Raw genomic sequence first — 26,809 nt, 5'->3', positions numbered from 1 at the left:
TCGGTAGCAAGGCAACGAAAACGGGGCCGACACTTTAGCGACGGCCCCGCTTCTTGGCAATCGGCCATCCGTCGAGGATGGCCGTTCACAACCTTACTCCTGGGGCGCCAGTGCCTCGCGCACGCGCTCGATGGCGGCATCGCGGCTGGCGGCATCGGCGAACTCGGGGCTTTGCGCCACGGCCGCGCCATCCAGCCACAGGGCGAAGGCATTGCCTTCGGCGCGCAGGTCCAGCGCCTCGCCGCCCTGCAGGCGCTTGCTCACCGCACCGGCGGACTTGCCGTCGGCGAAGGCACTGGACAGCAGCAGCTGCTCGCCGGCGGCGTCCAGCAGGCGGAAGCGGAAGCTGCCGTCTTCCTCGCGGAAGCTGACGATGCGCGCGCTCCTGGCGGCCTTCTTCTTGCCCTCGCCGGCCACCTGCACCTGCTCGCGGAAGGAGCGCAGGCCCACGGCCTCGCGCAGCTCGCCGAGGAACGGGGTGGCGATGCGGCGGGCCTTGGCGGCGCCGGCCAGGAGGATGTCCTCCAGGTCGCCCGGGCGGGTGATCAGCGTGTGGTAGCGCTCGCGAGCCTCGCCCAGCTCGGCTTCCAGCAGCGCGTAGAGGCGCTGCTTGGCCTCGCCCCAGGCCAGGCCCTCGAGCAGCGCGGCGCGGAATTCGGCCAGCTGCGCCGGCGTGGCGAAGGCCTGGTAGAGGGTGAACAGGTGCGAGCTGTCCGGGTCCTTCGGCTCGCCGGGTGCGCGGGAGTCGGTGACGATGCGGGCGATGGCGTCCTTGAGCTGCTTGCTGCTGCCGAACAGCGGGATGGTGTTGTCGTAGCTCTTGGACATCTTGCGCCCGTCCAGGCCCGGCAGGGTCGCCACTTCTTCCTCGATCACCACCTCCGGCAGGGTGAACAGTTCCTTGCCGTTGCCGAACAGGTGGTTGAAGCGCTGGCCGATGTCGCGGGCCATTTCCACGTGCTGGATCTGGTCGCGGCCGACCGGCACCTTGTGCGCGTTGAACATCAGGATGTCCGCGGCCATCAGGATCGGGTAGCTGTACAGGCCCATGCTGACGCCGGCGTCCGGGTCCTCCCCGGCCTCGACGTTCTTGTCCACCGAGGCCTTGTAGGCGTGGGCGCGGTTGAGCAGGCCCTTGGCCGTGACGCAGGTCAGCAGCCAGGTCAGCTCGGGGATCTCGGGAATGTCGGACTGGCGGTAGAAGGTCGCCTTGTCGGTATCCAGGCCCAGGGCCAGCCAGGTGGCGGCGATCTCCAGGCGCGAGCGCTGGATGCGCAGCGGGTCGTCGCACTTGATCAGCGCGTGGTAGTCGGCCAGGAAGTAGAAGGAGTCGGCCTGCGGGTCGCGGCTGGCGACGATCGCCGGGCGGATGGCGCCAGCGTAGTTGCCCAGGTGCGGGGTGCCGGTGGTGGTGATGCCGGTGAGGATGCGGGTCGTCATGGGATACCAGAAATCAGCGCGGGAAAAATGAGCGGCCTGGATGTTAACCCGCGGCGCCGACCGGCGCGAGCCGGGGCTGCAGCAGGTCCTTGAGCTCGATCAGCTTGCCGTGGAAGAAGTGGCTGCAGCCGGGCACGCGCAGCAGTTCGTGGGGCAGGCTCAGCGACTCGCTCCAGGCATAGACGCGGGCCGGGGTCACCACTTCGTCATCTTCGGGCTGTACCACGGTGATGGGGCATTGCCGCGGCAGCTCGACGGCGAAGCGTTCCACCGGCGGCGCCAGCATGAACAGGTGGCGCAGGGCCACGCCCTGCCCTTCCAGGCGCGCGGCGGCGTTGCCGGCCACGCAGGCGCCGAAGGAGAAGCCCATCGGCGTCAGCGGCAGGCCGGGGTGTTTCTCCCCGAGCCAATGGGCCGCTGCCAGGGCGTCGTCGATCTCGCCGCGGCCGTCGGCGTAGCTGCCGGCGCTCTGGCCGACGCCACGGAAGTTGAAACGCAGGGTGGCGTAGCCGGCATCCCGGGCGATGCGCTGCAGGGTGGCGACCACCTTGTTCTGCATGGTGCCGGCGAACAGCGGGTGCGGATGGCAGATCAGCGCCACGCCGACGGCGCCGGGCGTGTCCAGGTGCAGGGCTTCCAGGGGGCCGTCCGGGCCATCGATGAACAGGGGGATTTCGCGGGTGGACAAACAGCAACTCCGTGACCCCGAGGCGGGTCGTCTCGTCTAGCTCGATACCGCGCCGACACCGAGGCCTCGCCCCGTGGTATACAGCGCAGGTGCAAGCCGCTAACGTAAAGCAAAGCCGTCTATAGAGGAAGGATTCGCGTGGAACAGTCCCTCACCACCTGGTTGGTCCCGGTCATCGCTCTGCTCGTCGGGGCCGCTGTCGGCTTCCTGATCGCCCGCCTGCTGCCCGGCGCCGCGCCCAACCGCATGCAACGCCAGGTCGATGACCTGCAGGAACGCTTCGACAGTTACCAGCGCGAGGTGGTGACGCACTTCAACACCACCGCCAGCCTGGTGAAGAAGCTCACCCAGAGCTACCAGGACGTCCAGGAACACCTGTCCGAGAGCGCCGAGCGCCTGGCCCTGGACGAGCAGACCAAGCAGCGCCTGCTGGCCGCCCTGCACGCCGAGGACAGCTACCCCGAGCGCCGCGAGCGCCTGACCCCGCCGGCCAGCCAGGAGGCGCCGAAGGACTACGCGCCGAAGACCGGCGAAGGCCCCGGCACCCTGGACGAGACCTACGGCCTCAAGCGCAAGCTCTGAGCCCGCAGCGCCCGGAAAAACCCCGCCATGGCGGGGTTTTTTCATGTCTGGAAACAGGCTTTCGTAGGAGCGAGCTTGCTCGCGAAGGGTGTTTATCGGCTGGTGCCTGGTGTTCGCCCCGAAGAGCCCCTCTCCCTAACCCTCTCCCTGAAGGGAGAGGGGACCGTTCGGTGTGCTTGGATATTCTGGAGTCAGCCGGCAACACCGTTGGTTTCCGACTGAAACCATTCCTCCTCTCGGCACGGACAGGCCCCCTCTCCCTTCAGGGAGAGGGCTGGGGAGAGGGCGCTCTAAAGCCCGGCACCTAAAGTCCTCGGCAGCCCCCTTCGCGAGCAAGCTCGCGCCTACACAAAAAAGAAAAAACCCCGCCTAGGCGGGGCTTTTCACAACGCTGTCGCGATCAGATCGCGCCGCGCTGGCGCAGCAGGTCGAGGACCGCCTTGACGCCCTCTTCCACCGACTGGTGGTGGGTGTCGATCACCAGGTCGGCATCCAGCGGCACGTCGTAGGGGAAGGACTCGCCGGGGATGTTGTCCTGGCCGGCCGCGTACAGGCCCTGCGGGTCGCGCTCGCGGCAGACCTGCGGCGATGCCTGGACGTAGACGGTGATCAGGCGCTCGTCGCCGATCAGCGCCCTGGCCTGCTCGCGGCCTTCGGCGCTGGGCGCGACGAAGGCGCACAGGCTGATCAGCCCGGCCTCGTTGAACTGCCTGGCGACGTGGGCGGTGCGCAGCCAGTTCTCGGTGCGCCCGGCGCGGTCCTGGGGCAGGCCCTTGTTCAGGTCGTGGCGCAGGTTCTGGCCATCCAGCACGTAGACCGCCCGGCCCATGTCGAACAGCTTGCGTTCCAGGGCGTAGGCCAGGGTGCTCTTGCCGGCGCCGGAGAGGCCGCTGAACAGCACCGTGGCCGGCTGCTGGCCGAAGCGCGCGGAGCGCTCCTCGCGGCTCACGTGGGCGCCCTGGCCGTGGTGGCCGGCATGGCTCTGGCCGGCTGGCGGCGCGGCGATGATCATGCCGGCGCCGACGGTGCCGTTGGTCAGCCGGTCGATGACGATGAAGGCGCCGGTGGTGCGGTTCTGCGCATAGCCGTCGAGGGCGATGGGCGCATCCAGGCTGACCTTCACGCGGGCGATCTCGTTGAGCTTGAGTTCGCTGGCGGCGGTCTCTTCCAGGGTGTTCACGTCCACCTTGTGGGTGATGCTCGGGATCGATCCCGGCACGTAGCTGGTGGCGCGCTTGATGTCGTATTTCTTGCCCGGGAGCATGGGCTCCTCGGCCATCCACACGAGCATGGCGTCGAAGCCGTCGGTGACCTGCGGGCGGTTGTCCGCATGCACCAGCATGTCGCCACGGGAGACGTCGATCTCGTCTTCCAGGGTCAGGGTGATGGCCTGGCCCGGGCCGGCGTGTTCCAGCTCGCCTTCGAAGGTGACGATGGACTTGACCTTGCTGCCCTTGCCCGACGGCAGCGCTACGACCTCGTCGCCCTTGCGCACGATGCCGCTGGCCAGGGTGCCGGCGAAGCCGCGGAAGTTCAGGTTCGGGCGGTTGACGTACTGCACCGGGAAGCGCATGTCGTCCAGGTTGCGGTCGCCGGCGATCTCGACGGTCTCGAGGATCTCCATCAGCGACTGGCCGGTGTACCAGGGCGAACGCTCGGACTTGTTGACCACGTTGTCGCCCTTGAGCGCCGACATGGGAACGAAGTGCAGCGAGCTGGCCTTCAGCTCGATCTTCCCGGCGAACTGCAGGTAGTCGGCCTTGATCTGCTCGAAGACGCCCTGGTCGAAGTCCTTCAGGTCCATCTTGTTGATGGCGACGACGATGTGCTTGATGCCCAGCAGGGAGGCGATGAAGCTGTGCCGGCGGGTCTGGGTCTGCACGCCGTAGCGGGCGTCGATCAGGATGATGGCCAGGTCGCAGGTGGACGCGCCGGTGGCCATGTTGCGGGTGTACTGCTCGTGGCCGGGGGTGTCGGCGATGATGAACTTGCGCTTGGCGGTGCTGAAGTAGCGGTACGCCACGTCGATGGTGATGCCCTGCTCGCGCTCGGCCTGCAGGCCGTCCACCAGCAGCGCCAGGTCGACGTCGTCGCCGGTGGTGCCGACTTTCTTCGAATCGCGGGTGATGGCCTCCAGGTGATCCTCGTAGATCATCTTGGAGTCGTGCAGCAAGCGCCCGATCAGGGTGCTCTTGCCATCATCGACGTTGCCGCAGGTGAGGAAGCGCAGCAGCTCTTTACGCTCGTGCTGGGCCAGGTAGGCGAGGATGTCCTCGCTGATCAGATCGGATTGGTGACTCATTTCATTCGAGCTCCAAGCTGTAAGCTTCAAGCGGCAAGCCTGTCAGTTCACAGCTAGTCAGAAATTTTGCTGATCAACCCATGCAGCATGCGCGACAGCTCACGGGTTTCTTTAATCCATCCAGTTGCAAGCGGCTCGGCGACATAACCAATCTCGATGCCAATCATTGCCTGGGTCCTCAACTCACCGCAGGAACCTTTGGCAATCCAGAGAAAGCGACATTTCTCCCGATCGCTTTCCCTCTCCATGCCCTCGGCGATATTGCTCGGTATCGAAAGCGCGGATCGTGTGATCTGGTCCTTGAATCCCAGATCGCGACATCCCTCCATCGCCCTGTACACCTCTACCGCCAGGCGCTTGGCACGCTGCCAAACCTCGAGTCTTTCAAAATCCACTCTCGAAAGCCTCCTGCTTTTACTTGCAGCCTGCCGCTTGCAGCTTGCAGCCTTTCGTCAGAAATACCCCTGACGTTTCTTTTCTTCCATCGAACCTGCCTGGTCGTGGTCGATGACCCGGCCCTGGCGTTCGGAAGTGCGCGTCAGCAGCATTTCCTGGATGATTTCCGGCAGCGTGGTGGCGGTGGATTCCACCGCGCCGGTCAGCGGGTAGCAGCCCAGGGTGCGGAAGCGCACCATCTTCTTCTGGATGCTGGCCTTCTGTTCATCGCTGAGGTGCTCGAGGATGCGCTCGTCGTCGATCATGATCAGCGCGCCGTTCATCTCGATCACTTCGCGCTCGGCGGCGAAGTACAGCGGGACGATCGGGATCTGTTCCAGGTAGATGTATTGCCAGATGTCCAGCTCGGTCCAGTTGGACAGCGGGAAGACGCGGATCGACTCGCCCTTCTTCACCTTGCCGTTGTAGACGTTCCACAGCTCCGGGCGCTGGTTCTTCGGGTCCCAGCGGTGCTTGCTGTCACGGAAGGAGTAGACGCGCTCCTTGGCGCGGGACTTCTCCTCGTCGCGGCGGGCGCCACCGAAAGCGGCGTCGAAGCCGTACTTGTCGAGCGCCTGCTTGAGCCCTTCGGTCTTCATGATGTCGGTGTGCTTGGCGCTGCCGTGGGTGAAGGGGTTGATGTCCTGGGCCACGCCATCGGGGTTGATGTGGGTGATCAGGTCCAGGCCCATCTCCTCGACCATCTTGTCGCGGAAGCGGTACATCTCCTGGAATTTCCAGCGGGTGTCGACGTGCATCACCGGGAACGGCAGCTTGCCGGGAAAGAAGGCCTTGCGCGCCAGATGCAGCATCACGGCGCTGTCCTTGCCGATCGAGTACAGCATCACCGGGTTGTCGAACTCGGCGGCCACCTCGCGGATGATGTGGATGCTTTCCGCCTCCAGCTGTTTCAGATGCGTCAGTTTGTCGACCATGGCTACTCACGGAATTGCTTATGGACGGCCTTCGGGCCGTAGACGAGGGCGCACTCTACCACAACGCCAGACTCTAACCGGGAGCCTACTTATACCGAAAGAATATACCCATATAGCCACTTGTCAGAGCGCGCCAGGGCCCAGGAGACTAAGGCCCCAGGCTTGGCCGGGTGGATGGGGCGCGCCGCGGGAAACGAGATATCCACAGGCGCCCGCCTCTCCGACGAACAGCCCTTCACCCACAAAGCCGCCACCCGCCCCGGGCCCGGAAACAGATTCAGGAGGAAGCGCATCCCGCCCTCCGCTAGAGTAGGCCCCGGTAAGCGCCCCCATCTGAGCTACCCTATTCCTCATTCCCGACGCCCCAGCAGATTTCCCATGCGCCGCATCGCCCCGCTCCTGCCCCTGTTCCTCCTGATCGCCGCCTGCAGCAGCAAGCCCACCTCGCCGCCGCCGGCAACCGCCCCGCAAAAGGGTGGCGCGCCCACCACGACGCGCCTGTACACCCCGGCGAACCCGGTGCAGCCGATCAGCCCGCTGACCGGCGACTTCGCCAACAACCTGAACGCGCGGCGTTTCGTCGACCGGATGGTCAGCCTGCACGGCTTCGATCGCCAGCAGCTGCAGGACGTGCTGGGCCGCACCCAGCGCCTGGACTGGGTGATCCGCCTGATGGACCGCCAGGCGCCGACCTACCAGGCGCCGAGCGGCCCCAATGGCGCCTGGCTGCGCTACCGCAGGAAGTTCATCACCCCGGACAACATCCAGAACGGCGTGGCCTTCTGGAACCAGTACGAAGACGCGCTCGAGCGCGCCTCGAAGACCTACGGCGTGCCGCCGGAGATCATCGTCGGCATCATCGGCGTGGAAACCCGCTGGGGCCGGGTGATGGGCAAGACGCGGATCATGGACGCCCTGGCCACCCTGGCCTTCGACTACCCGCGGCGCGCCGACTTCTTCACCGGCGAGCTGGAGCAGTTCCTCCTGCTGGCGCGCAAGGAGCGCGACGACCCGCTGGCCCTGCGCGGTTCCTACGCCGGCGCCATGGGCTACGGCCAGTTCATGCCGACCTCGTTCGCCCGCTACGCGGTGGACTTCGATGGCGACGGCCACGTCGACCTGTGGGACCCGCAGGACGCCATCGGCAGCGTCGCCAACTATTTCCAGCAGCACGGCTGGGTCACCCACGACAGCATCGCCGTGCCGGCCAGCGGCCAGGCGCGCGGGCTCGAGGATGGCTTCAAGACGCAGTATCCGATCCAGACGCTGAGCGCCGCCGGGCTGCGCCCGCAGGCGCCGCTGGGCAAGCACCAGAGCGCCAGCCTGCTGCGCCTGGACATGGGCCGCAACTACCAGTACTGGTACGGCCTGCCGAACTTCTACGTGATCACCCGCTACAACCACAGCACCCACTACGCGATGGCGGTCTGGCAGCTGGGCGCGGCCGTGGACCAGGCCCGGCGCCGCTACGCCTCGACGCCCTGAATGCCCCGCCGCATCAGGCGGGGTTCGGGCAGTCGATGAAGCGGTGCTCGATGCCGAAGCGCTCGGCCAGGTAACGGCCCAGCGCCTGTACGCCGTAGCGCTCTGTGGCATGGTGGCCGGCGGCGATGAAGGTGATGCCGTTCTCCCGGGCGCTGTGCACCGTCTGCTCGGAGACCTCGCCGGTGAGGTAGGCATCCACGCCCGCCGCGATGGCCTGGTCGATGTAGCCCTGGGCGCCGCCGGTGCACCAGGCGATGCGCCGGATCGGCCGCTCGCCTTCCACCAGCAGCGGCTCGCGGCCCAGCACCCGGGCCACGTGGGCGGCGAAATCGGCTGGCGCCGTGGGCGCCGCGGGGGCGCCCAGCAACACGATGGAGCGCGGGTTGCCCGGCTCCAGCGGGCCCTCGACGTGCAGGCCGAGCTGTTGCCCCAGCTGCACGTTGTTGCCCACCTGCGGGTGCAGGTCCAGCGGCAGGTGGTAGGCGATCAGGCTGATGTCGTGGGCCAGCAGGGTCTTCAGGCGGCGCTGCTTCATGCCCACCACGCAGGGATTCTCGCCCTTCCAGAAGTAGCCATGGTGGACCAGCACCGCATCGGCCTGCGCGGCCACCGCCGCGTCCAGCAGCGCCTGGCTGGCGGTGACGCCGCTGACGATGCGCCGCACCTGCGGCCGGCCCTGCACCTGCAGGCCATTGGGGCAGTAGTCCTGGATGCGCGCGGCGTCCAGGTAGCGGTCGGCCTCTTCGACCAGCTCGGTCAGATCGATCGCCATCGAATTTCCTCCAGGCATTAGGGGAGACGGCTATTTTCTTGCCACGCCGCCCGTATAATGGCGGCCACCCTAGCGGCCTTCCCCAGGCCGAGCAACCCCCAAGGATCGTCCTCCGATGCTGAAGGCCCTGCGTTTTCTCGGCTGGCCCGCGCTTGTCGGCGTCTTGCTGGCGCTGCTGATCATCCAGCGTAACCCCGAATGGGTCGGCCTGCCCGAACAGGAAGTCCACCTGCAGCAGGCGCCCCTGCTCAGCCGCCTGCAGCAGGGCCCCGGGACCTATGCCGACGCCGTGACCCGCGCCGCCCCGGCCGTGGCCAACCTGTACACCACCAAGATGGTCAGCCGGCCGGGCAACTCGATGCTCGACGACCCGCTGTTCCGCCGCTTCTTCGGCGACAACCTGCCGCAACAGAAGCGCATGGAGTCGAGCCTGGGCTCGGCGGTGATCATGAGCCCGGAAGGCTACCTGCTGACCAACAACCACGTCACCGCCGGCGCCGACCAGATAGTCGTGGCCCTGCGCGACGGCCGCGAGACCACCGCGCGCCTGGTCGGCAGCGACCCGGAGACGGACCTGGCGGTGCTCAAGATCGACCTCAAGGACCTGCCGGTGATGACCCTCGGCCGTTCCGACGGCATCCGCACCGGCGACGTCTGCCTGGCCATCGGCAACCCCTTCGGCGTGGGCCAGACGGTGACCATGGGCATCATCAGCGCCACCGGCCGCAACCAGTTGGGGCTGAACACCTACGAGGACTTCATCCAGACCGACGCGGCGATCAACCCGGGCAACTCCGGCGGCGCCCTGGTGGACGCCAGCGGCAACCTGGTGGGCATCAATACCGCCATCTTCTCCAAGTCCGGCGGCTCCCAGGGCATCGGCTTCGCCATCCCGGTCAAGCTGGCGCTGGAGGTGATGCAGTCGATCATCGAGCACGGCTCGGTGATCCGCGGCTGGCTGGGCGTCGAGGTGCAGCCGCTGACGCCGGAGCTGGCCGAGTCCTTCGGCCTGCAGGACCAGGGCGGCGTGGTGGTCGCCGGCGTCTACCGCGACGGCCCCGCGGCCCAGTCCGGCATGCAGCCGGGCGACATCATCCTCGACATCGACGGCAAGAAGGCCGCCGATGGCCGCACCGCGATGAACCAGGTGGCGCGCACCAAGCCGGGCGAGCAGATCAGCATCCAGGTGCTGCGCAACGGCAAGCACGTCACCCTGCAGGCCGAAGTGGGCCTGCGCCCGCCGCCGGCCCCGCCCGCGCAGCAACAGCAGCAATGACGAAGAACGGCGCCCGAGGGCGCCGTTGCCTTTCCTGCCGAGGAAGGCTCAGAGCCGCGGGCGCAGGGCGTCCAGCAGCGCCTGGTTCTGCTCCTCGGTGCCGATGCTGATGCGCAGGAACTGGGCGATGCGTTCCTGCCTGAAGTGGCGCACGATCACGCCCTGCTCGCGCAGGCCGGCGGCCAGCTCGGCGGCGTCGTGCCGCGGGTGGCGGGCGAAGATGAAGTTGGCCGCCGAGGGCAGCACCTCGAAGCCCATGCCGCTCAGCTCGCCCACCAGCTTCTCGCGGCTGTCGATCACCGCCTGGCAGGTGCGCTGGAAGTACTCGCGGTCCTCGAAGGCGGCGATGGCGCCGGCCTGGGCCACGCGGTCCAGCGGGTAGGAGTTGAAGCTGTTCTTGACCCGCTCCAGGGCCTCGATCAGGTCCTCGTGGCCGACCGCCAGGCCGACGCGCAGCCCGGCCAGGGAGCGCGACTTGGACAGGGTCTGCGCCACCAGCAGGTTCGGGTAGCGCTCCACCAGGGCGATCGCGGTCTCGCCGCCGAAGTCGACGTAGGCCTCGTCCACCAGCACCACGCTGTCCGGGTTGGCCAGCAGCAGGCGCTCGATGGCCTCCAGGGGCAGCAGGCAGCCGGTGGGGGCGTTGGGGTTGGGGAAGATGATGCCGGCGTTGGGCCTGGCGTAGTCTTCGACGCGGATCTGGAACCGCTCGTCCAGCGCCAGCGCCTCGAAGGGGATGCCGTAGAGACCGCAGTACACCGGGTAGAAGCTGTAGGTCACGTCGGGGAACAGCAGCGGCCGGCCGTCGTGCTGGAACAGCGCGTGGAAGGCGTGGGCCAGCACCTCGTCGGAGCCGTTGCCGACGAACACCTGGCCCGGGCGCACGCCGTAGTAGTCGGCGATGGCCTGCTTCAGGCGGTCGGCGTTGGGGTCCGGGTACAGCCGCAGGGCATCGTTCAGCTCGCCCTGCATGGCGGCCAGCGCCTTGGGCGAGGGGCCATAGGGGTTCTCGTTGGTGTTCAGCTTGACCAGCTTGGCCAGCTTGGGTTGTTCGCCCGGCACGTAGGGCACCAGGTCCTTGACGAAGGGGCTCCAGAACTTGCTCATCGCCCTTCTCTCCTCGAATGCGGTGGTGGGGCCGCCCCATCACGGGGCGGCGGCACGGGTTCAGTTCTTGATGCGGTATTCGGCGCTGCGGGCGTGGGCGGTCAGCGACTCGCCGCGGGCCAGGACCGAGGCGGTCCTGCCGAGCACCGAGGCGCCATCGGCCGAGCAGAAGATGATCGACGAACGCTTCTGGAAGTCGTACACCCCCAGCGGCGAGGAGAAGCGCGCGGTGCCGGAGGTCGGCAGCACGTGGTTCGGGCCTGCGCAGTAGTCGCCCAGGGCCTCGGCGGTGTAGCGGCCCATGAAGATGGCGCCGGCGTGGCGGATGCCCGGCAGCCAGCTTTGCGGGTCGGCCACCGACAGCTCCAGGTGCTCCGGGGCGATACGGTTGGCCACCTGGCAGGCCTGGGCCTGGTCGGCGACCTGGATCAGCGCGCCGCGGTTGCCCAGCGAGGTGCGGATGATCTCGGCGCGCTCCATGGTCGGCAGCAGTTTCTCGATGCTGGCGGCGACCTTGTCGAGGAAGGCCGCGTCCGGGCTGACCAGGATCGACTGGGCGTCCTCGTCGTGCTCGGCCTGGGAGAACAGGTCCATGGCGATCCAGTCCGGGTCGGTGCCGCCGTCGCAGACCACGAGGATCTCCGAGGGGCCGGCGATCATGTCGATGCCCACCTGGCCGAACACGTGGCGCTTGGCGGTGGCCACGTAGATGTTGCCCGGGCCGACGATCTTGTCCACCTGGGGCACGCTCTCGGTGCCATAGGCCAGCGCGGCCACGGCCTGGGCGCCGCCGATGGTGAAGACGCGGTCGACGCCGGCGATGCAGGCGGCGGCCAGGACGATCTCGTTGATCTCGCCACGCGGCGTCGGCACCACCATCACCACCTCGGAAACGCCGGCGACCTTGGCGGGAATCGCGTTCATCAGCACCGAGGACGGATAGGACGCCTTGCCGCCGGGCACGTACAGGCCGGCGCGGTCCAGCGGGGTGACCTGCTGGCCGAGCACGCTGCCGTCGGCCTCGGTGTAGCGCCAGGAGTCCTGCTTCTGCTTCTCGTGGTAGCTGCGCACGCGCTCGGCGGCGGTTTCCAGCGCTTCGCGCTGGGCCGGGGTGATGCGCGTCAGGGCCAGCTCCAGGCGCTCGCGCGGCAGGATCAGGTCGGCCATGGAGTTGACGGCGAGGCCGTCGAAGCGCTGGGTGAACTCGACCAGGGCGGCGTCGCCGCGGCTGCGCACGGCGGCGATGATGTCCAGCACGCGCTGGTTCACGGCGTCGTCGGATACGCTTTCCCAGGACAGCAGATGGTCCAGATGACGCGCGAAGTCCGGATCGGCGGCATTGAGTCGACGGATGGCGAAGGGTGCGGTCATAGCTGGCCTCTTTAATTGGCGTGATCTCGGGCGCCGCTAGACTAGCAAGCCCACCGTGCGGGCACCCGAGAAAATTTGGCTATGACACGGATAGGGCCGAAAAAAGCTCCCTGCGTTTTCGGCATTTCCGCCATCCCTGGCGGTCACTGCCGCGGCGCAGGGCCGCGGTGGGCATCAGTGACGGTGTCGCGCCTCGACGGCGTCGCGCAGGGTGTCGATCAGGGCCTGGATGCGCGCGTGCTGCATCTTCATCGAGGCCTTGTTGACGATCAGCCGCGAGCTGATGTGGGCGATCAGTTCCTGGGGCTCCAGGCCGTTGGCGCGCAGGGTGTTGCCGGTGTCGACCACGTCGATGATCTTGTCGGCCAGGCCGACCAGCGGCGCCAGCTCCATGGAGCCGTACAGCTTGATCACCTCGACCTGGCGGCCCTGCTCGGCGTAGTAGCGCTTGGCGACGTTGACGAACTTGGTGGCCACCCGCAGGCGCCCCTTGGGCTCGGGCGCGCCGACCGCGCCGGCGGTCATCAGCTTGCAGTTGGCGATCTTCAGGTCCAGCGGCTCGTACAGCCCCTGGCCGCCGTATTCCAGCAGCACGTCCTTACCGGCCACGCCGAGGTCGGCGGCGCCGTGCTCGACGTAGGTCGGCACGTCGGTGGCGCGGACGATCAGCAGGCGCACGTCGTCGAGGCTGGTGGGGATGATCAGCTTGCGGCTCTTGTCCGGGTTCTCGGTCGGCACTATGCCCGCCGCTGCGAGCAGCGGCAGGGTGTCATCGAGGATCCGGCCCTTGGACAGGGCGATGGTCAGCATGTCTGGTCAGCCCTAGCCCGGTACGCGGCGGATCTTGGCGCCGAGCAGTTGCAGCTTCTCTTCGATGCACTCGTAGCCACGGTCGATGTGGTAGATGCGGTCGATCAGGGTGTCGCCCTCGGCCACAAGACCCGCGATCACCAGGCTGGCGGAAGCCCGCAGGTCGGTGGCCATGACCGGTGCGCCCTTGAGCTGCGGCACGCCGGTGACGATGGCGGTGTTGCCTTCGACCAGGATCTGCGCGCCCATGCGGTTCATCTCGTAGACGTGCATGAAGCGGTTCTCGAACACGGTCTCGATCACCGCGCCGGTGCCTTCGGCCACGGCGTTCAGCGAGATGAACTGGGCCTGCATGTCGGTGGGGAACGCCGGGTACGGCGCGGTGCGGATGTTCACCGCCTTCGGCCGGTTGCCCTTCATGTCCAGCTCGATCCAGTCGTTGCCGGTGTTGATGTGCGCACCGGCCTCTTCCAGCTTCAGCAGCACAGCCTCGAGGATGGTCGGGTCGGTGTCCTTGAGCTTGACGCGGCCACCGGTGGCGGCGGCGGCGACCAGGTAGGTGCCGGTCTCGATGCGGTCGGGCAGCACGTTGTACTTGGCGCCGCCCAGGCGCTTCACGCCGTCGATGACGATGGTGTCGGTGCCGGCGCCCTGGATCTGCGCGCCCATGGCGATCAGGCAGTTGGCCAGGTCGACCACCTCAGGCTCGCGGGCGGCGTTTTCCAGCACGGTACGGCCGTTGGCCAGGGCCGCGGCCATCATGATGTTCTCGGTGCCGGTCACGGACACGGTATCGAAGAAGAAGTGCGCGCCGCGCAGGCCGCCGGCCGGGGCCCGGGCCTTGATGTAGCCGCCCTCGACGGTGATCTGCGCGCCCATGGCTTCCAGGCCGCGGATGTGCAGGTCGACCGGGCGCGAACCGATGGCGCAGCCGCCGGGCAGGGCCACCTCGGCCTCGCCGAAGCGCGCGACCATGGGGCCGAGCACCAGGATCGAGGCGCGCATGGTCTTCACCAGCTCGTAGGGCGCGACCAGGGTCTTGATGCTGTTGGCGTCGACTTCGACGTTGAGCTTCTCGTTGATCACCGGCTGCACGCCCATGCGGCCGAACAGCTCGATCATGGTGGTGATGTCGTGCAGGTGCGGCAGGTTGCACACGGTGACCGGGGTGTCCGCCAGCAGGGTGGCGGCGAGGATCGGCAGCGCGGAGTTCTTGGCGCCGGAAATGCGGATTTCGCCGTCGAGACGGGAACCGCCGGTAATGATCAGTTTGTCCATAGAGGTAATCCCCGGCGGCTCAGGAACGCTCGGCCCAGGCGGCGCGGCTGAAGAATTTCATGGTCACGGCATGGATGGCGCCACTGGCGATCCATTCGTTAAGGTGCGCGTAGATCTGCTGCTGACGTTTCACCGGGCTCAGACCGGCCAGTTCGTCACTGATCAGGTTCAGCTGGAAGTTGCAGCCTTCGCCTTCCACTTCGACCTGGGTACCCGGAAGCTTGGCTTCCAGGATGTTCTTGACTTCAATCGCCTGCATGCTCGACCTCGATCGGCGCTCAACGCGCGCGGGCCGGCAATGATACAAAAAAGCCCCCCGCCTGCGAACCCCGCCAGGGGAAGTCGCGGACGGAGGGGCTTTCGACCGCCCCGGTCAGCCCTGCAGCGGCAGGATGCCGTCGAGGTCGCTGACCTTGGCGATGTCCTGCATGTCCTTGGGCAGGCCGCGGATCTGCAGGCTCTTGCCCGCCTCTTGGGCATCGCGCAGGAAGGCCAGCAGCAGCGACAGGCCGACGCTGCTGGATTTCTCCACCGCCGAGCAGTCCACCACCAGTTGCTGGGCGCCGCTCGCGGCGATCAGGGCCTTGCCCTGCTCGCGCAGCTGCGCGCCGCTGCGGTAGTCGAGCACACCGGCCAGGCGCAGCTCGCCGGCCGCGCCCTCGCTGATGCTGGCGGCGCCACTCATTGCGCGCCGCCCTCGTCCGGGTTGCCCTTGGCGGCGTCCTTGGCATGGGCGACCACCTGGTCCCAACCGGCGATGGTCTTCTCCAGGTCGTTGCCGTTCTTCTGCATGGAGTCGGCGAACTGGTCGCGGAACAGCTTGCCGATGTTGATGCCGTTGATGATCACGTTGCGCAGGCGCCAGGTCCCCGACTGGTTGACCATGGTGTACTGCACCGGATAGACGGTGCCCTTGCTGTCGCGGATCTCCATGTTCACGCTGGAACGTTCCGGGTCCTGCTTGCCGGTGGACGGCAGCACGCGGATGTCCTGGTTGTCGTACTCGAGCAGGGCGTTGCCGTAGAACTGCATCAGGCTGTTCTTGAACACCGTCTCGAAGCGCTTGATCTGCTCCGGGGTGGCCTGGCGCGAGTACTTGACGGTCATCACGCCCTTGGCGATGCCCTCGGAGTCCACCACCGGGCCGAGGATGCGGTCCAGGGCGGCGTAGAGCTGCTTGGGATCGGCGCGGTAGGCCGGCCTGTTGGCCTTGAGGTCGGACAGCAGGTTGTCGACGGTCTGCTGCACCACCTGCTGCGCATTGGGCGCGGCGTTGGCGTTGGCGATCAGCGGCAGCGCGGCGAGCAGGACCAGCAGGCCGCGGCGCAGGAGAGTCAGCATGGCGTTCATCCTCATCATCGTCATTGCTTCTTGGGCTCTTCTTTGTTGACCGAGTTCAACAGGAACTTGCCGATCAGGTCTTCCAGCACCAGCGCGGACTGGGTGTCGTGGATCACCCCGCCGTCGGTGAGCATCTTGTCGTCGCCGCCGACGCTGATGCCGATGTATTTCTCGCCCAGCAGGCCTGCGGTGAGGATAGACGCGGTGGAGTCGTCCGGCAGGTTGTTGACGCTCTTGTTGATCTCCATGGTCACCCGGCCACGGTAGCTGTCGTGGTCCAGGTCCACGGCGACCACCTTGCCGATGGTCACGCCGGCCATGGTCACCTTGCCGCGCACGGTCACGCCGGCGACGTTGTCGAAGTAGGCATACAGCTGGTAGGTGTCGGTGGAATGCCCGATGGTCAGTCCACTGACACGCAGGGCCAGCAGCAGCAGGGCCAGCAGGCCGCCGAGAAGAAACAGGCCTACACCGATTTCCAGGGTGCGGGTTTGCATCAGAAGTCTCCAAACATCAAAGCGGTCAGTATGAAGTCCAGCCCCAGTACCGCCAGGGAGGCATAGACCACGGTTCGAGTCGTCGCGCGGCTGATCCCTTCGGAGGTCGGCTCGCAGTCATAGCCCTGGAACACGGCGATCCAGGTCACAACGAAGGCGAACACCACGCTCTTGATCACGCCATTGAGCACATCCTCGCCGAATTGCACGCTGTTCTGCATGTTCGACCAGAAGGAGCCCTCGTATACGCCCAGCCAGTCGATGGCGACGGCGGCGCCGCCCCAGATGCCGACCACGCTGAAGATCGCCGCCAGCAGCGGCATCGAGATGAAGCCGGCCCACAGGCGCGGCGCGATCACGTAGCGCAGCGGGTCGACGCCGATCATCTCCAGGCTGGAAAGCTGCTCGGTGGATTTCATGTTGCCGATCTCGGCGGTCAGCGCGGAACCCGCGCGGCCGGCGAACAGCAGGCCGGTCACCACCGGGCCCAGTTCGCGCAGCAGGGTCAGGGCCACCATCTGCCCCACCGCCTGCTCGGAACCATAGTCCTTGAGGATGTTGTAGCCCTGCAGGGCCAGCACCATGCCGATGAAGATGCCCGAAACCACGATGATCGCCAGCGACAGCACGCCCACCGAGTACAGCTGCTTGACCAGCAGCTGGCCCATGCCGCCGGGCACCCGGCGGCCCAGCATGGCGTGGCCGAGGAACAGCGTGGAACGGCCGAGCGCCTCGAGCACGTCGAGGCCCGACCGCCCGAGCAGGCGGATCCGCTCGAGCAGTGAAGTCTTGCGCATCAGCGTTCCCCCAGCAGGTCGGCGCGGTAGTCGCGCGCGGGATAGTGGAAGGGCACCGGACCGTCCGGGATGCCCTTCATGAACTGGCGCACGCGCGGATCGTCGAGCTCCTTGAGCTCCGCCGGCGTGCCCTGCCCCAGCACCTTGCCGTCGCCGACGATGTAGATGTAGTCGGCGATGCTGGCGGTTTCCGCCAGGTCGTGGGAAACCACGATGCTGGTGATGCCCAGGGCGTCGTTGAGCAGGCGGATCAGCCGCACCAGCACGCCCATGGCGATCGGGTCCTGGCCGACGAAAGGCTCGTCGTACATGAGGATCTGCGGGTCCAGGGCGATCGCCCGGGCCAATGCCACGCGGCGCTTCATGCCGCCGGACAGCTCGTCCGGCATCAGCTCGACGGCGCCGCGCAGGCCCACGGCCTGCAGCTTCATCAGGACGATGTCGCGGATCATCTCCTCGGGCAGGTCGGTGTGCACCCGCAGCGGGAAGGCGACGTTCTCGAACACGTCCAGGTCGGTGAACAGCGCGCCGCTCTGGAACAGCACGCCGAACTGCTTGCGCATGTCGAACAGGTCGGCGCGGGCCAGCCTGGGCAGGTTCTGCCCGTTGACCATGACGTCGCCCCTGACCGGGCGCAGCTGTGCGGCGATCAGGCGCAGCAGGGTGGTCTTGCCACAACCGGACGGCCCCATGATGCCGGTGACCTTGCCGCGCGGAATACGGATATCCACGTTGTCGAAGATGGCGCGGGTACCGCGCTTGAAGGTAACCCCCTTCAGCTCGACAGCGTATTTTTCATCGGTGCTCATAGAACTCCTTGCATGACGGCCCTGTCCCTGCAATGCCCCGTCGAACCGCCGGAACACGGTGACGCAAGACAGGCCGAACGGCGGCGAACTATAGCACTGGCGTGCGCGACGGCCCAAGGGCCGCCACCGGCGATTCAGCTCGGATTCAGCTTCGCGTGCGCAAGATCCGGTATCGGCAGGGTGAAGCCCGGACCGCTTTACCGTTATAATCTCGCCCTTCACTTCGCCCCACGCGATCGGAACATGAGCCAGAATCACGATTTCATCCAGTCGGCACAACGCACCATCGGCCTCGAGCGCGATGCGGTGGATGCCCTGCTGCCACGCATCGGGGCCGATTTCTCCAGAGCCTGCGAGCTGCTGCTCGCCTGCAAGGGCCGCGTGGTGGTGGTCGGCATGGGCAAGTCCGGGCACATCGGCCGCAAGATCGCCGCCACCCTGGCCAGCACCGGCACCCCGGCGTTCTTCGTCCACCCGGCCGAGGCCAGCCACGGCGACATGGGCATGATCACCAGGGACGACGTGGTCCTGGCGCTGTCCAACTCCGGCTCCACCGTCGAGATCATCACCCTGCTGCCGCTGATCGCGCGCCTGGGCATCACCCTGGTGAGCATGACCGGCAACCCCGAGTCGCCGCTGGCCAAGGCCGCCGCGGTGAACCTGGACGCCAGCGTCGAGCACGAGGCCTGCTCGCTGAACCTGGCGCCGACCTCCTCCACCACCGTCTCCCTGGTGCTCGGCGACGCCCTCGCCGTGGCCCTGCTGGAGGCCCGCGGCTTCACCGCCGAGGACTTCGCCTTCTCCCACCCGGGCGGCGCCCTGGGCCGGCGATTGTTGCTGAAAGTGGAAAACATCATGCACGTGGGTGAAGAACTGCCGCAGGTCTCCCCGGGCACCTCGCTCAGCGGCGCCCTGCTGGAAATGACCCGCAAGGGCCTGGGCATGACCATCGTCCTGGGCGAGGACGGCCGCCTGGCCGGCGTGTTCACCGACGGCGACCTGCGCCGCACCCTGGACAAGGGCGTGGACGTGCGCACGGCCACCATCGACCAGGTGATGACCGTGCACGGCAAGACCGTGCGCCCGGACATGCTCGCCGCCGAAGCCCTGAAGATCATGGACGACCACAAGATCAACGTCCTGGTGGTGGTCGACGGCGGCGACCACCCGGTGGGCGTGCTGCACGTCCACGACCTGACCCGCGCCGGAGTCATCTGAATGACCGCAGACCTGCTGCAACGCGCCAGTGGCGTGCGCCTGGCGGTGTTCGACGTGGACGGCGTGCTGACCGACGGCAAGCTCTACTTCCTGCCCGACGGCGGCGAGTTCAAGACCTTCAACACCCTCGACGGCCACGGCATCAAGATGCTCATCGCCTCGGGCGTGCGCACCGCCATCATCAGCGGCCGCAAGAGCGCCGTGGTCGAGCGCCGCGCCCAGAACCTGGGCATCGAGCACCTGTTCCAGGGCCGCGAGGACAAGCTGGTGGTCCTCGACCAACTGCTCGCCGAACTCGGGCTAGGCTATGAACAGGTCGCCTACCTGGGCGACGACCTGCCCGACCTTCCGGTCATCCGCCGGGTCGGCCTGGGCATGGCGGTGGCCAGCGCCGACGCCTTCGTTCGCCAGCACGCCCACGGCGTGACCCAGGCGCGCGGCGGCGAAGGCGCGGCCCGTGAATTCTGCGAACTCATCCTGCGCGCCCAGGGCAACCTCGAGGCGGCGCAGAGCGCCTACCTGTAGAGCCGGATATGCCGAAGACCCTTCGCCAGAAGCTCCTCCTCGCCCTGATCGCGGTCCTGCTGGTCGCGCTGGGCTACTACTGGAACGTGCGCCTGGACTTCAACGAGCGCCAGGTCACGCCCAGCAACGACGCCATCGACTTCTACGCGGCCAATGCCCACAGCCTGCAGTACCGCGAGGACGGCAGCCTGGCCTACGAGATGACCGCCGATCGGCTGGAACACATGAAGGCCACCGACGTCACCAACGTCACCACGCCGGACCTGTTCTTCTTCCGCGAGGGCCAGCCGCAGCCGTGGCACGTGCAGAGCGTGCGCGCCGAGGTGGGCCCGGAAGGCAAGCAGGTCGAACTGATAGACAACGTCCGGGTCCAGCGCACCGACGCGCAGAACCGCACCCTGCTGCTCACAACCACGCGCATGACGGTGTTCCCGGACAAGGATTATGCCGAGACCAGTCAACCCGTTAAGATCACCGAGCCCCAAGGGGTGACCACGGCGGTAGGCATGAAAGCGTATCTGAAAGACAGCCGGATGACCCTGCTGTCCAACGTAAGAGGTCAGCATGAGGTTCGTTAAAACCTTCCCCCTTTTCCTCGGCCTCGTCGCCAGCCTGGGCAGCAGCGCAAGCTGGGCGCTGCCGACCGATCGCGAACAACCGATCCGCGTGCAGGCCGACAGCGCCGAGCTGGACGACAAGCAGGGCGTCGCGGTCTACCGCGGCGACGTGGTGGTGACCCAGGGCAGCATGAAGCTGACCGGCAACACCGTCACCCTCAAGCAGAACAAGGACGGCGAGATCGAGGTGGTCACCTCGGTCGGCAAGCCCGCCTACTTCGAGCAGAAGCCGGCGCCGGAAAAGGAAATCACCAAGGCCTACGGCCTGACCATCCAGTACTTCGTCACCCAGAACCGGGTGATCCTGATCGACCAGGCCAAGGTGATCCAGGAAGGCAACACCTTCGAAGGCGAGAAGGTCGTCTACGATACCGAACGGCAGATCGTCAACGCCGGCCGCGCCACGGGCACCCAGGTGACCACCCCGCGCCCGCGCATCGACATGGTCATCCAGCCCAAGAAGAAGCAGGATCAAGCCCAGTGATGGCCACGCTCACCGCACAGCACCTCGCCAAGAGCTACAAGGGTCGCCAGGTCGTCCGCGACGTCAGCATGAGCATCGACAGCGGGCAGATCGTCGGCCTGCTCGGCCCCAACGGCGCCGGCAAGACCACCTGCTTCTACATGATCGTAGGCCTGGTGCGCGCCGACCAGGGCGTGGTCCGCATCGACGAGCAGGACGTCACCAACCTGCCCATGCACGGCCGCGCCCGCGCCGGCATCGGCTACCTGCCGCAGGAAGCCTCGATCTTCCGCAAGCTGTCGGTGGCGGACAACATCGGCGCCATCCTCGAGACCCGCGCCGACCTCGACCGCAACGGCCGCAAGGAGGCCCTGGAGAGCCTGCTGGAGGAGTTCCACATCCACCACATCCGCGACAACCTCGGCATGAGCCTGTCCGGCGGCGAGCGCCGCCGCGTGGAGATCGCCCGCGCCCTGGCCAGCTCGCCGAAGTTCATCCTCCTCGACGAACCCTTCGCCGGCGTGGACCCGATCTCGGTGGGCGACATCAAGCAGATCATCCACCACCTCAAGGCCAAGGGCATCGGCGTGCTCATCACCGACCACAACGTGCGCGAGACCCTGGACATCTGCGAGACGGCCTACATCGTCAACGACGGCCAGCTGATCGCCGAAGGCGACTCCGCGGCCATCATGGCCAACGAGCTGGTCAAGGAAGTCTACCTGGGCCACGAGTTCCGTCTCTGAGCCCCACGCCCCGGCCTTGCGCCGGGGCGCAGGCAGCCCCTCACGTCGGCCCGACCGACCGACATCAGATTTATGCGTAAACGCCCTAGGCAAAGTCCGAGAATTCAGGCATATAATTTGCTTCCTAGCGGCGTTCCGGAGCTTCGGCCCTGGCGCCCGTAGTCGTGGATATGGCGCACTACACGCCAGCGAACAAGGTGCCAAGTTCCAGCCATGAAACCATCGCTTGTCCTCAAGATGGGCCAGCAGCTGACGATGACCCCGCAGCTGCAACAGGCCATCCGACTGCTCCAACTCTCCACCCTGGACCTGCAACAGGAGATCCAGGAGGCGCTGGAATCCAACCCGATGCTCGAGCGCCAGGAAGAAGGCGACGACTTCGACGCTAGCGACCCCTACGCCGAAGGCGCGGAAACCCCCGCCAACACCAGCGTCAACTCGCAGAGCGAAAGCTACCAGGAAACCACCACGCCCAGCGCCGATAGCCTGGACGAGGACCAGTGGGCCGAGCGCATCCCCAACGAACTGCCGGTCGACACCGCCTGGGAAGACGTCTACCAGACCAGCGCCAGCAGCCTGCCCAGCAACGACGACGACGAGTGGGACTTCACCGCCCGCACCTCCGCCGGCGAGAGCCTGCAGAGCCACCTGCTGTGGCAGCTGAACCTCTCCCCCATGTCCGACACCGACCGCCTGATCGCCCTCAGCATCATCGACGGCATCAACGACGACGGCTACCTGGAGGAGTCCCTGGAGGACATCCTCGTCTCCCTCGACCCCGAGCTGGACGTCGAGATGGACGAGGTGGAAGTGGTGCTGCGGCGCATCCAGCAGATGGAGCCGGCCGGCGTCGGCGCGCGCAACCTGCGCGAATGCCTGCTGCTGCAGTTGCGCCAGATGCCCGCCAACACCCACTTGCTGAACGAGGCCCTGCGCCTGGTCGCCGACCACCTCGACCTGCTCGGCAGCCGCGACTACACCCAGCTGATGCGGCGCATGAAGCTCAAGGAAGACGAGCTGCGCGAGACCATCGAGCTGATCCAGTCGCTGCACCCGCGCCCGGGCTCGCAGATCGAGTCCGGCGAGGCCGAGTACGTGGTACCGGACGTGATAGTGCGCAAGCACAACGAGCGCTGGCTGGTGGAACTGAACCAGGAAGCGGTGCCGCGCCTGCGCGTCAATTCGCAGTACGCCGGCCTGGTGCGCCGCGCCGACTCCAGCGCCGACAACACCTTCATGCGCAACCAGCTGCAGGAAGCCCGCTGGTTCATCAAGAGCCTGCAGAGCCGCAACGAGACGCTGATGAAGGTGGCGACGCAGATCGTCGAGCACCAGCGCGGCTTCCTCGAGTACGGCGAGGAGGCCATGAAGCCGCTGGTCCTGCATGACATCGCCGAGGCGGTGGGCATGCACGAGTCGACCATCTCGCGGGTCACCACGCAGAAATTCATGCACACCCCGCGTGGCATCTTCGAGCTGAAGTACTTCTTCTCCAGCCACGTCAGCACCTCCGAGGGCGGCGAATGCTCGTCCACGGCGATCCGCGCCATCATCAAGAAACTGGTCGCGGCAGAAAGTCCGAAAAAGCCGTTGAGCGACAGCAAGATCGCTGGTTTACTGGAGGCACAGGGCATTCAAGTGGCACGTCGGACAGTCGCCAAGTACCGGGAATCCCTCGGGATAGCTCCGTCGAGCGAGCGCAAGCGACTGGTCTGATTGACCCAAGCCAAGGTGTTCCGGCGGCAGGCCCCATAACCTGCCACTTATACACGGGCAATAAGGAGAAAGCGGTATGCAAGTCAACATCAGTGGACATCAACTGGATGTGACCGACGCCCTGCGCGACTACGTCGGCGAGAAACTCGGCCGACTGGAGCGCCACTTCGACAAGATCACCAATGTTCAGGTCATCATGGAGGTCGAAAAGCTGAAACAGCGCATCGAGGCCACCCTGCACATCGCCGGTGGCGAAGTGGTGGCCTGCGCCGAACATGAAGACATGTACGCAGCCATCGACCTGCTGACCGACAAACTCGACCGCCAACTGATCAAACACAAGGAAAAGTACCTCGAACGCCAACAGGGCGTTGGAGTCCGCTAACCCCCCTCCCCTATGATCCGACTTGAGCAGATCCTGTCCCCCGGCCGTTCCCTGGTGAACGTGCCGGGCGGCAGCAAGAAGCGCGTACTCGAACAGATCGCCAACCTGGTCGTGAAAGACCTTCCCGGCCTCGACGCGCAAGACATCTTCGAAAGCCTGGTGGCCCGCGAACGCCTGGGCTCCACCGGCTTCGGCAATGGCATCGCCATTCCCCACTGCCGCCTGACCGGCTGCAAGGCGCCGATCAGCGCCATCCTTCACCTCGATGCACCGGTGGACTTCGACGCCCTCGACGGCGCCCCGGTCGACCTGCTGTTCGTCCTGCTGGTACCCGAAGCGGCCACCGAGGAGCACCTGGAGCTGCTGCGCCAGATCGCCTCCATGCTCGACCGTTCCGAGGTGCGCGACCGCCTGCGCCGCGCGAGCGATGGCGACGCGCTGTACCAGATAGTCGTGGAAGTGCAGAACGGCCACTAGCATGCGCCTGATCATCGTCAGCGGCCGTTCCGGCTCCGGCAAGAGCACTGCCCTCAACGTCCTCGAGGACAGCGGCTTCTACTGCATCGACAACCTGCCGGCCAGCCTGCTGCCGGACCTGGCCCAGCGCGCGCTGCTGCACACCGAGCTGATGCACCCGCAGGTGGCCGTGTCGATCGACGCGCGCAACCTGCCCAGCCAGCTCAAGCGTTTTCCCGAGCTGCTGCAGGAGGCCCGCGACAAGCACATCCAGTGCGACGTGCTGTACCTGGACGCCGACGACGAGACGCTGCTCAAGCGCTTCTCCGAAACCCGCCGGCGCCACCCGCTGACCACCGACAACCGTTCCCTCGCCGAGGCCATCGCCGACGAGGAGCAACTGCTCAGCCCGATCGCCGACCTCGCCGACCTCAAGCTGAACACCACCAACCTCAACCTCTACCAGCTGCGCGACGTCATCAAGCTGCGCCTGCTGAACAAACCCGAGCCGGGCACCGCCTTCCTCGTCGAGTCCTTCGGTTTCAAGCGCGGCATGCCGGTGGACGCCGATCTGGTGTTCGACGTGCGCTGCCTGCCCAACCCCTACTGGAAACCGGAGCTGCGCGAGCAGTCGGGCCTGGACAAGGACGTGCAGCAATACCTCGCCGAGCAGCCCGACGTGGAAGAGATGTACCAGGACACCCTGGGCTACCTGAACAAATGGCTGCCGCGCTTCGCCGCCAGCAACCGCGCCTACGTCACCATTGCCATCGGCTGCACGGGCGGCCATCATCGCTCGGTCTACCTCGCCGAGCGCATCGGCAGTGCCCTGAGAGCCACCCTGAAGAACGTGCAGATTCGCCACCGCGACCTGAGCTAGCAGCAGATAACGAAAGGACAGCCCCCTCGCGATGCCCGCCCTCGAGATCACCATCATCAACAAGCTCGGCCTGCATGCCCGCGCGGCGGCCAAATTCGTCGGCGTGGCCGGCCGCTTCCCGTGCCAGGTCCGCGTCGGCCGCAGCCCGGAGAGCACGGTGGATGGCAAGAGCATCATGGCCGTGATGATGCTGGCCGCGGGCAAGGGCACCCACCTGCACCTGAACGCCGAGGGCGAGCAGGCCGACGAGGCCCTGCAGGCCCTCGTCGACCTGATCAACAACTACTTCGACGAAGGCGAGTGATCGCCCGCTGGTACGCCCCCGGGCGCTAGCCCAGCGACGTATCCAGCACCATCATCAGGCAGAAGCCGACGATCAGCCCCAGGGTGGCCTCCCCGGCATAGCCACGGCGCTGCGATTCCGGAACGATTTCCCGCACCACCACGTAGAGCATGGCGCCCGCCGCCAGGGCCAGGCCCCAGGGCAGCAGCATCCGCGATACGCCCACCAGCCAGGCGCAGAGCACCGCGAACAACGGCTCGACCAGCCCGGAGGCCGCGCCGGCCAGCATCGCCTTGCCCCGCGACATGCCCGCCCCCGCCAGCACCAGCGCGATCGCCAGGCCCTCGGGCACGTCCTGCAGGGCGATGCCCAGCGCCAGGCCGCCCGCCCCTTCGACCTCGCCGCCGGCGGCGACGCCCACGGCCATGCCTTCGGGAATGTTGTGCAGGACGATGGCCGCGACGAACAGCAGGATGCGCGCGGGGATGGCCGGCCCCGGCGCGTCCCGCAGGTCATGCTGGGCATCGTCCAGGACCCGCCCGGCCAGCATCAGCCCCAGCGCCCCCAGGGCCATGCCGAAGCTCACCAGCAGCGCCGCGTAGAGCGGCGAGCGGCCACCGGCCTCGACCGCCTCCAGCGCCGGCAGCAGCAGCGAGAACGCGGTCGCCGCCAGCATCACCCCGGCGCCGAAGCCCAGCAGGGCATCGGCCACCCGCGCCGGCATGCTGCGGATCAGCAGCACCGGCACGGCGCCCAGGGCGGTGCCCAGGGCGCAGACCAGGCCGCCGACCAGCGCCTGGTACAACGGCGCCGGCAATTGCAGGCGCGCCAGCAGCAACAGGTGGTTGAACAGCAGGCCGCTGCCCAGCAGCACTATCCCCAGGCCGAGCCACCAGCGCAGGTTGCGTGCGCCGGCCTGGCGCGCGCTGGCCTCTAGCGGGCGCATGGCGTCACTTCCCCGGCAGGCATCAGGCGAGCCCCCGCTGCTCCAGGGCCAGGCGGTAGCGGCGCGCCACTTCCGGCCAGTCGACCACCTCGTAGAAGGCCGCGATGTATTCCGGCCGGCGGTTCTGGTACTGCAGGTAGTAGGCGTGTTCCCAGACGTCCAGGCCGAGGATGGGGATCAGGTCCTGCATCAGCGGGCTGTCCTGGTTGGCGCTGCTTTCCACCTTCAGGCGCCCCTGGCCGTCGACGCAGAGCCAGGCCCAGCCGCTGCCGAAGCGGGTCAGCGCGGCCCTGGTGAAGGCTTCGCGGAAGGCCGCGTAGCCGCCCAGCTCGGTTTCGATGGCGCGGGCCAGGGCGCCGTCGGGCTCGCCGCCGCCCGCGGGCGACATCACCTGCCAGAACAGCGAGTGGTTGGCGTGGCCGCCGCCGTTGTTGATCACCGGGCCGAGCAGCTTCTCCGGCAGGCGGTTCAGCTGCTGCAGCAGTTCTTCCACCGGCAGCTCGGCGAAGGGCGTGCCTTCCAGCGCGGCGTTCAGGTTGTTGACGTAGGTCTGGTGGTGCTTGCTGTGGTGGATCTCCATGGTCCGCGCGTCGATGTGCGGTTCCAGGGCATCGTAGGCGTAGGGCAAGGCGGGAAGACTGTGGGGCAT

At 67.0% G+C, this 26,809-nt stretch carries 31 protein-coding genes; 13 read left to right on the top strand and 18 right to left on the bottom strand.

Annotated elements, in window-relative coordinates:
* Positions 1-93: 93 nt before the first annotated feature.
* A complete protein-coding gene (locus tag CHC02_RS06260; protein WP_089390635.1) occupies positions 94-1,440 on the bottom strand; it encodes a tryptophan--tRNA ligase in 1,347 nt (448 codons plus the stop codon).
* Between the two features lie 43 nt (positions 1,441-1,483).
* Positions 1,484-2,128 (bottom strand): alpha/beta hydrolase, encoded by a 645-nt coding sequence (locus CHC02_RS06255; RefSeq protein ID WP_089390634.1) that lies wholly within the window; start codon positions 2,126-2,128, stop codon positions 1,484-1,486.
* Between the two features lie 138 nt (positions 2,129-2,266).
* Between CHC02_RS06255 and CHC02_RS06250 the strand changes: the two genes are divergently transcribed.
* A complete protein-coding gene (locus CHC02_RS06250; protein ID WP_089390633.1) occupies positions 2,267-2,710 on the top strand; it encodes a Z-ring associated ZapG family protein in 444 nt (147 codons plus the stop codon).
* A gap of 400 nt (positions 2,711-3,110) precedes the next feature.
* On the opposite strand, the gene cysN is transcribed toward CHC02_RS06250, so the two are convergent.
* Genes cysN through cysD form a run of 3 tightly spaced genes read right to left on the bottom strand, consistent with a single transcriptional unit; the run spans position 3,111 to position 6,382 of the window.
* Complete coding sequence (cysN, locus tag CHC02_RS06245; protein ID WP_089390632.1) at positions 3,111-5,012, bottom strand: sulfate adenylyltransferase subunit CysN; 1,902 nt, start codon at positions 5,010-5,012, stop codon at positions 3,111-3,113.
* A 53-nt stretch (positions 5,013-5,065) separates the two neighbouring features.
* Positions 5,066-5,407, bottom strand: coding sequence for a four helix bundle protein (locus CHC02_RS06240; protein WP_089390631.1), 342 nt, complete (start codon positions 5,405-5,407; stop codon positions 5,066-5,068).
* A gap of 57 nt (positions 5,408-5,464) precedes the next feature.
* Positions 5,465-6,382: a sulfate adenylyltransferase subunit CysD gene (gene cysD, locus CHC02_RS06235; protein WP_043272357.1), complete on the bottom strand. Its 918-nt coding sequence runs from the start codon at positions 6,380-6,382 to the stop codon at positions 5,465-5,467.
* Between the two features lie 378 nt (positions 6,383-6,760).
* Between cysD and mltB the strand changes: the two genes are divergently transcribed.
* The gene (gene mltB / locus CHC02_RS06230; RefSeq protein WP_089390630.1) at positions 6,761-7,867 is read left to right on the top strand and encodes a lytic murein transglycosylase B; all 1,107 of its coding nucleotides are present in this window, start codon (positions 6,761-6,763) and stop codon (positions 7,865-7,867) included.
* A 13-nt stretch (positions 7,868-7,880) separates the two neighbouring features.
* Here the strand turns inward: mltB and CHC02_RS06225 are convergent, their stop codons facing one another.
* Positions 7,881-8,639, bottom strand: coding sequence for a Nif3-like dinuclear metal center hexameric protein (locus CHC02_RS06225; protein ID WP_089390629.1), 759 nt, complete (start codon positions 8,637-8,639; stop codon positions 7,881-7,883).
* Between the two features lie 115 nt (positions 8,640-8,754).
* On the opposite strand from CHC02_RS06225, the gene algW reads away from it, so the two are divergent.
* Positions 8,755-9,915, top strand: coding sequence for a Do family serine endopeptidase AlgW (algW, locus tag CHC02_RS06220; protein ID WP_089390628.1), 1,161 nt, complete (start codon positions 8,755-8,757; stop codon positions 9,913-9,915).
* Positions 9,916-9,963: 48 nt separating this feature from the next.
* Here the strand turns inward: algW and hisC are convergent, their stop codons facing one another.
* The 10 genes from hisC to CHC02_RS06170 form a co-directional block, all read right to left on the bottom strand.
* Positions 9,964-11,022, bottom strand: a complete 1,059-nt coding sequence (gene hisC, locus CHC02_RS06215) for a histidinol-phosphate transaminase (protein WP_089390627.1) — start codon at positions 11,020-11,022, stop codon at positions 9,964-9,966.
* Between the two features lie 60 nt (positions 11,023-11,082).
* A complete protein-coding gene (hisD, locus tag CHC02_RS06210; RefSeq protein WP_089390626.1) occupies positions 11,083-12,393 on the bottom strand; it encodes a histidinol dehydrogenase in 1,311 nt (436 codons plus the stop codon).
* 174 nt (positions 12,394-12,567) lie between these two features.
* Complete coding sequence (gene hisG, locus CHC02_RS06205; RefSeq protein ID WP_089390625.1) at positions 12,568-13,203, bottom strand: ATP phosphoribosyltransferase; 636 nt, start codon at positions 13,201-13,203, stop codon at positions 12,568-12,570.
* Positions 13,204-13,215: 12 nt separating this feature from the next.
* Complete coding sequence (murA, locus tag CHC02_RS06200) at positions 13,216-14,481, bottom strand: UDP-N-acetylglucosamine 1-carboxyvinyltransferase (protein ID WP_089390624.1); 1,266 nt, start codon at positions 14,479-14,481, stop codon at positions 13,216-13,218.
* 19 nt (positions 14,482-14,500) lie between these two features.
* Positions 14,501-14,740 carry a BolA family protein gene (locus CHC02_RS06195; protein WP_009617824.1) on the bottom strand — a complete coding sequence of 80 codons (240 nt, stop codon included), beginning with the start codon at positions 14,738-14,740 and terminating at the stop codon, positions 14,501-14,503.
* A gap of 114 nt (positions 14,741-14,854) precedes the next feature.
* A complete protein-coding gene (locus CHC02_RS06190) occupies positions 14,855-15,166 on the bottom strand; it encodes an STAS domain-containing protein (RefSeq protein WP_089390623.1) in 312 nt (103 codons plus the stop codon).
* Positions 15,163-15,822, bottom strand: a complete 660-nt coding sequence (locus tag CHC02_RS06185; protein ID WP_089390704.1) for an MlaC/ttg2D family ABC transporter substrate-binding protein — start codon at positions 15,820-15,822, stop codon at positions 15,163-15,165. The genes CHC02_RS06190 and CHC02_RS06185 overlap by 4 nt, the downstream gene beginning before the upstream one ends.
* Before the next feature lie 20 nt (positions 15,823-15,842).
* Positions 15,843-16,319 (bottom strand): outer membrane lipid asymmetry maintenance protein MlaD, encoded by a 477-nt coding sequence (gene mlaD, locus CHC02_RS06180; RefSeq protein ID WP_043272353.1) that lies wholly within the window; start codon positions 16,317-16,319, stop codon positions 15,843-15,845.
* Positions 16,319-17,116 (bottom strand): lipid asymmetry maintenance ABC transporter permease subunit MlaE, encoded by a 798-nt coding sequence (gene mlaE / locus CHC02_RS06175; protein ID WP_089390622.1) that lies wholly within the window; start codon positions 17,114-17,116, stop codon positions 16,319-16,321. The genes mlaD and mlaE overlap by 1 nt, the downstream gene beginning before the upstream one ends.
* Positions 17,116-17,925, bottom strand: a complete 810-nt coding sequence (locus CHC02_RS06170; protein WP_089390621.1) for an ATP-binding cassette domain-containing protein — start codon at positions 17,923-17,925, stop codon at positions 17,116-17,118. The genes mlaE and CHC02_RS06170 overlap by 1 nt, the downstream gene beginning before the upstream one ends.
* Before the next feature lie 243 nt (positions 17,926-18,168).
* Here CHC02_RS06170 and CHC02_RS06165 point away from each other — a divergent pair, with 243 nt between their 5' ends.
* From CHC02_RS06165 to CHC02_RS06120, 10 genes are all read left to right on the top strand, one after another.
* Entirely contained in the window at positions 18,169-19,143 is a 975-nt protein-coding gene (locus CHC02_RS06165; RefSeq protein WP_089390620.1) for a KpsF/GutQ family sugar-phosphate isomerase, read from the top strand.
* Positions 19,144-19,668, top strand: a complete 525-nt coding sequence (locus CHC02_RS06160; protein ID WP_058488599.1) for a KdsC family phosphatase — start codon at positions 19,144-19,146, stop codon at positions 19,666-19,668. It begins immediately after the preceding gene.
* Between the two features lie 8 nt (positions 19,669-19,676).
* Complete coding sequence (gene lptC / locus CHC02_RS06155; protein ID WP_089390619.1) at positions 19,677-20,246, top strand: LPS export ABC transporter periplasmic protein LptC; 570 nt, start codon at positions 19,677-19,679, stop codon at positions 20,244-20,246.
* Entirely contained in the window at positions 20,233-20,769 is a 537-nt protein-coding gene (gene lptA, locus CHC02_RS06150; RefSeq protein ID WP_089390618.1) for a lipopolysaccharide transport periplasmic protein LptA, read from the top strand. The genes lptC and lptA overlap by 14 nt, the downstream gene beginning before the upstream one ends.
* On the top strand, positions 20,769-21,494 hold the full coding sequence (gene lptB, locus CHC02_RS06145; RefSeq protein WP_089390617.1) for an LPS export ABC transporter ATP-binding protein: 726 nt from the start codon (positions 20,769-20,771) through the stop codon (positions 21,492-21,494). The genes lptA and lptB overlap by 1 nt, the downstream gene beginning before the upstream one ends.
* A gap of 213 nt (positions 21,495-21,707) precedes the next feature.
* Entirely contained in the window at positions 21,708-23,210 is a 1,503-nt protein-coding gene (locus CHC02_RS06140) for an RNA polymerase factor sigma-54 (RefSeq protein ID WP_089390616.1), read from the top strand.
* Positions 23,211-23,286: 76 nt separating this feature from the next.
* Positions 23,287-23,595: a ribosome hibernation-promoting factor, HPF/YfiA family gene (gene hpf, locus CHC02_RS06135; protein WP_089390615.1), complete on the top strand. Its 309-nt coding sequence runs from the start codon at positions 23,287-23,289 to the stop codon at positions 23,593-23,595.
* Between the two features lie 12 nt (positions 23,596-23,607).
* Entirely contained in the window at positions 23,608-24,072 is a 465-nt protein-coding gene (ptsN, locus tag CHC02_RS06130; RefSeq protein ID WP_089390614.1) for a PTS IIA-like nitrogen regulatory protein PtsN, read from the top strand.
* Between the two features lies 1 nt (position 24,073).
* Complete coding sequence (gene rapZ, locus CHC02_RS06125) at positions 24,074-24,931, top strand: RNase adapter RapZ (RefSeq protein ID WP_089390613.1); 858 nt, start codon at positions 24,074-24,076, stop codon at positions 24,929-24,931.
* Positions 24,932-24,962: 31 nt separating this feature from the next.
* Complete coding sequence (locus tag CHC02_RS06120) at positions 24,963-25,235, top strand: HPr family phosphocarrier protein (RefSeq protein WP_089390612.1); 273 nt, start codon at positions 24,963-24,965, stop codon at positions 25,233-25,235.
* 25 nt (positions 25,236-25,260) lie between these two features.
* Here the strand turns inward: CHC02_RS06120 and CHC02_RS06115 are convergent, their stop codons facing one another.
* Positions 25,261-26,160, bottom strand: a complete 900-nt coding sequence (locus CHC02_RS06115; protein ID WP_089390611.1) for a ZIP family metal transporter — start codon at positions 26,158-26,160, stop codon at positions 25,261-25,263.
* A 22-nt stretch (positions 26,161-26,182) separates the two neighbouring features.
* Positions 26,183-26,809: a superoxide dismutase gene (locus tag CHC02_RS06110; RefSeq protein ID WP_089390610.1), complete on the bottom strand. Its 627-nt coding sequence runs from the start codon at positions 26,807-26,809 to the stop codon at positions 26,183-26,185.

The organism is Pseudomonas delhiensis, from assembly GCF_900187975.1.
GTDB classification, from domain to species: domain Bacteria; phylum Pseudomonadota; class Gammaproteobacteria; order Pseudomonadales; family Pseudomonadaceae; genus Pseudomonas; species Pseudomonas delhiensis.
The sequence above is the reverse complement of the archived record's forward strand: the minus strand, read 5'-3'. Positions and strand labels throughout refer to the sequence as shown.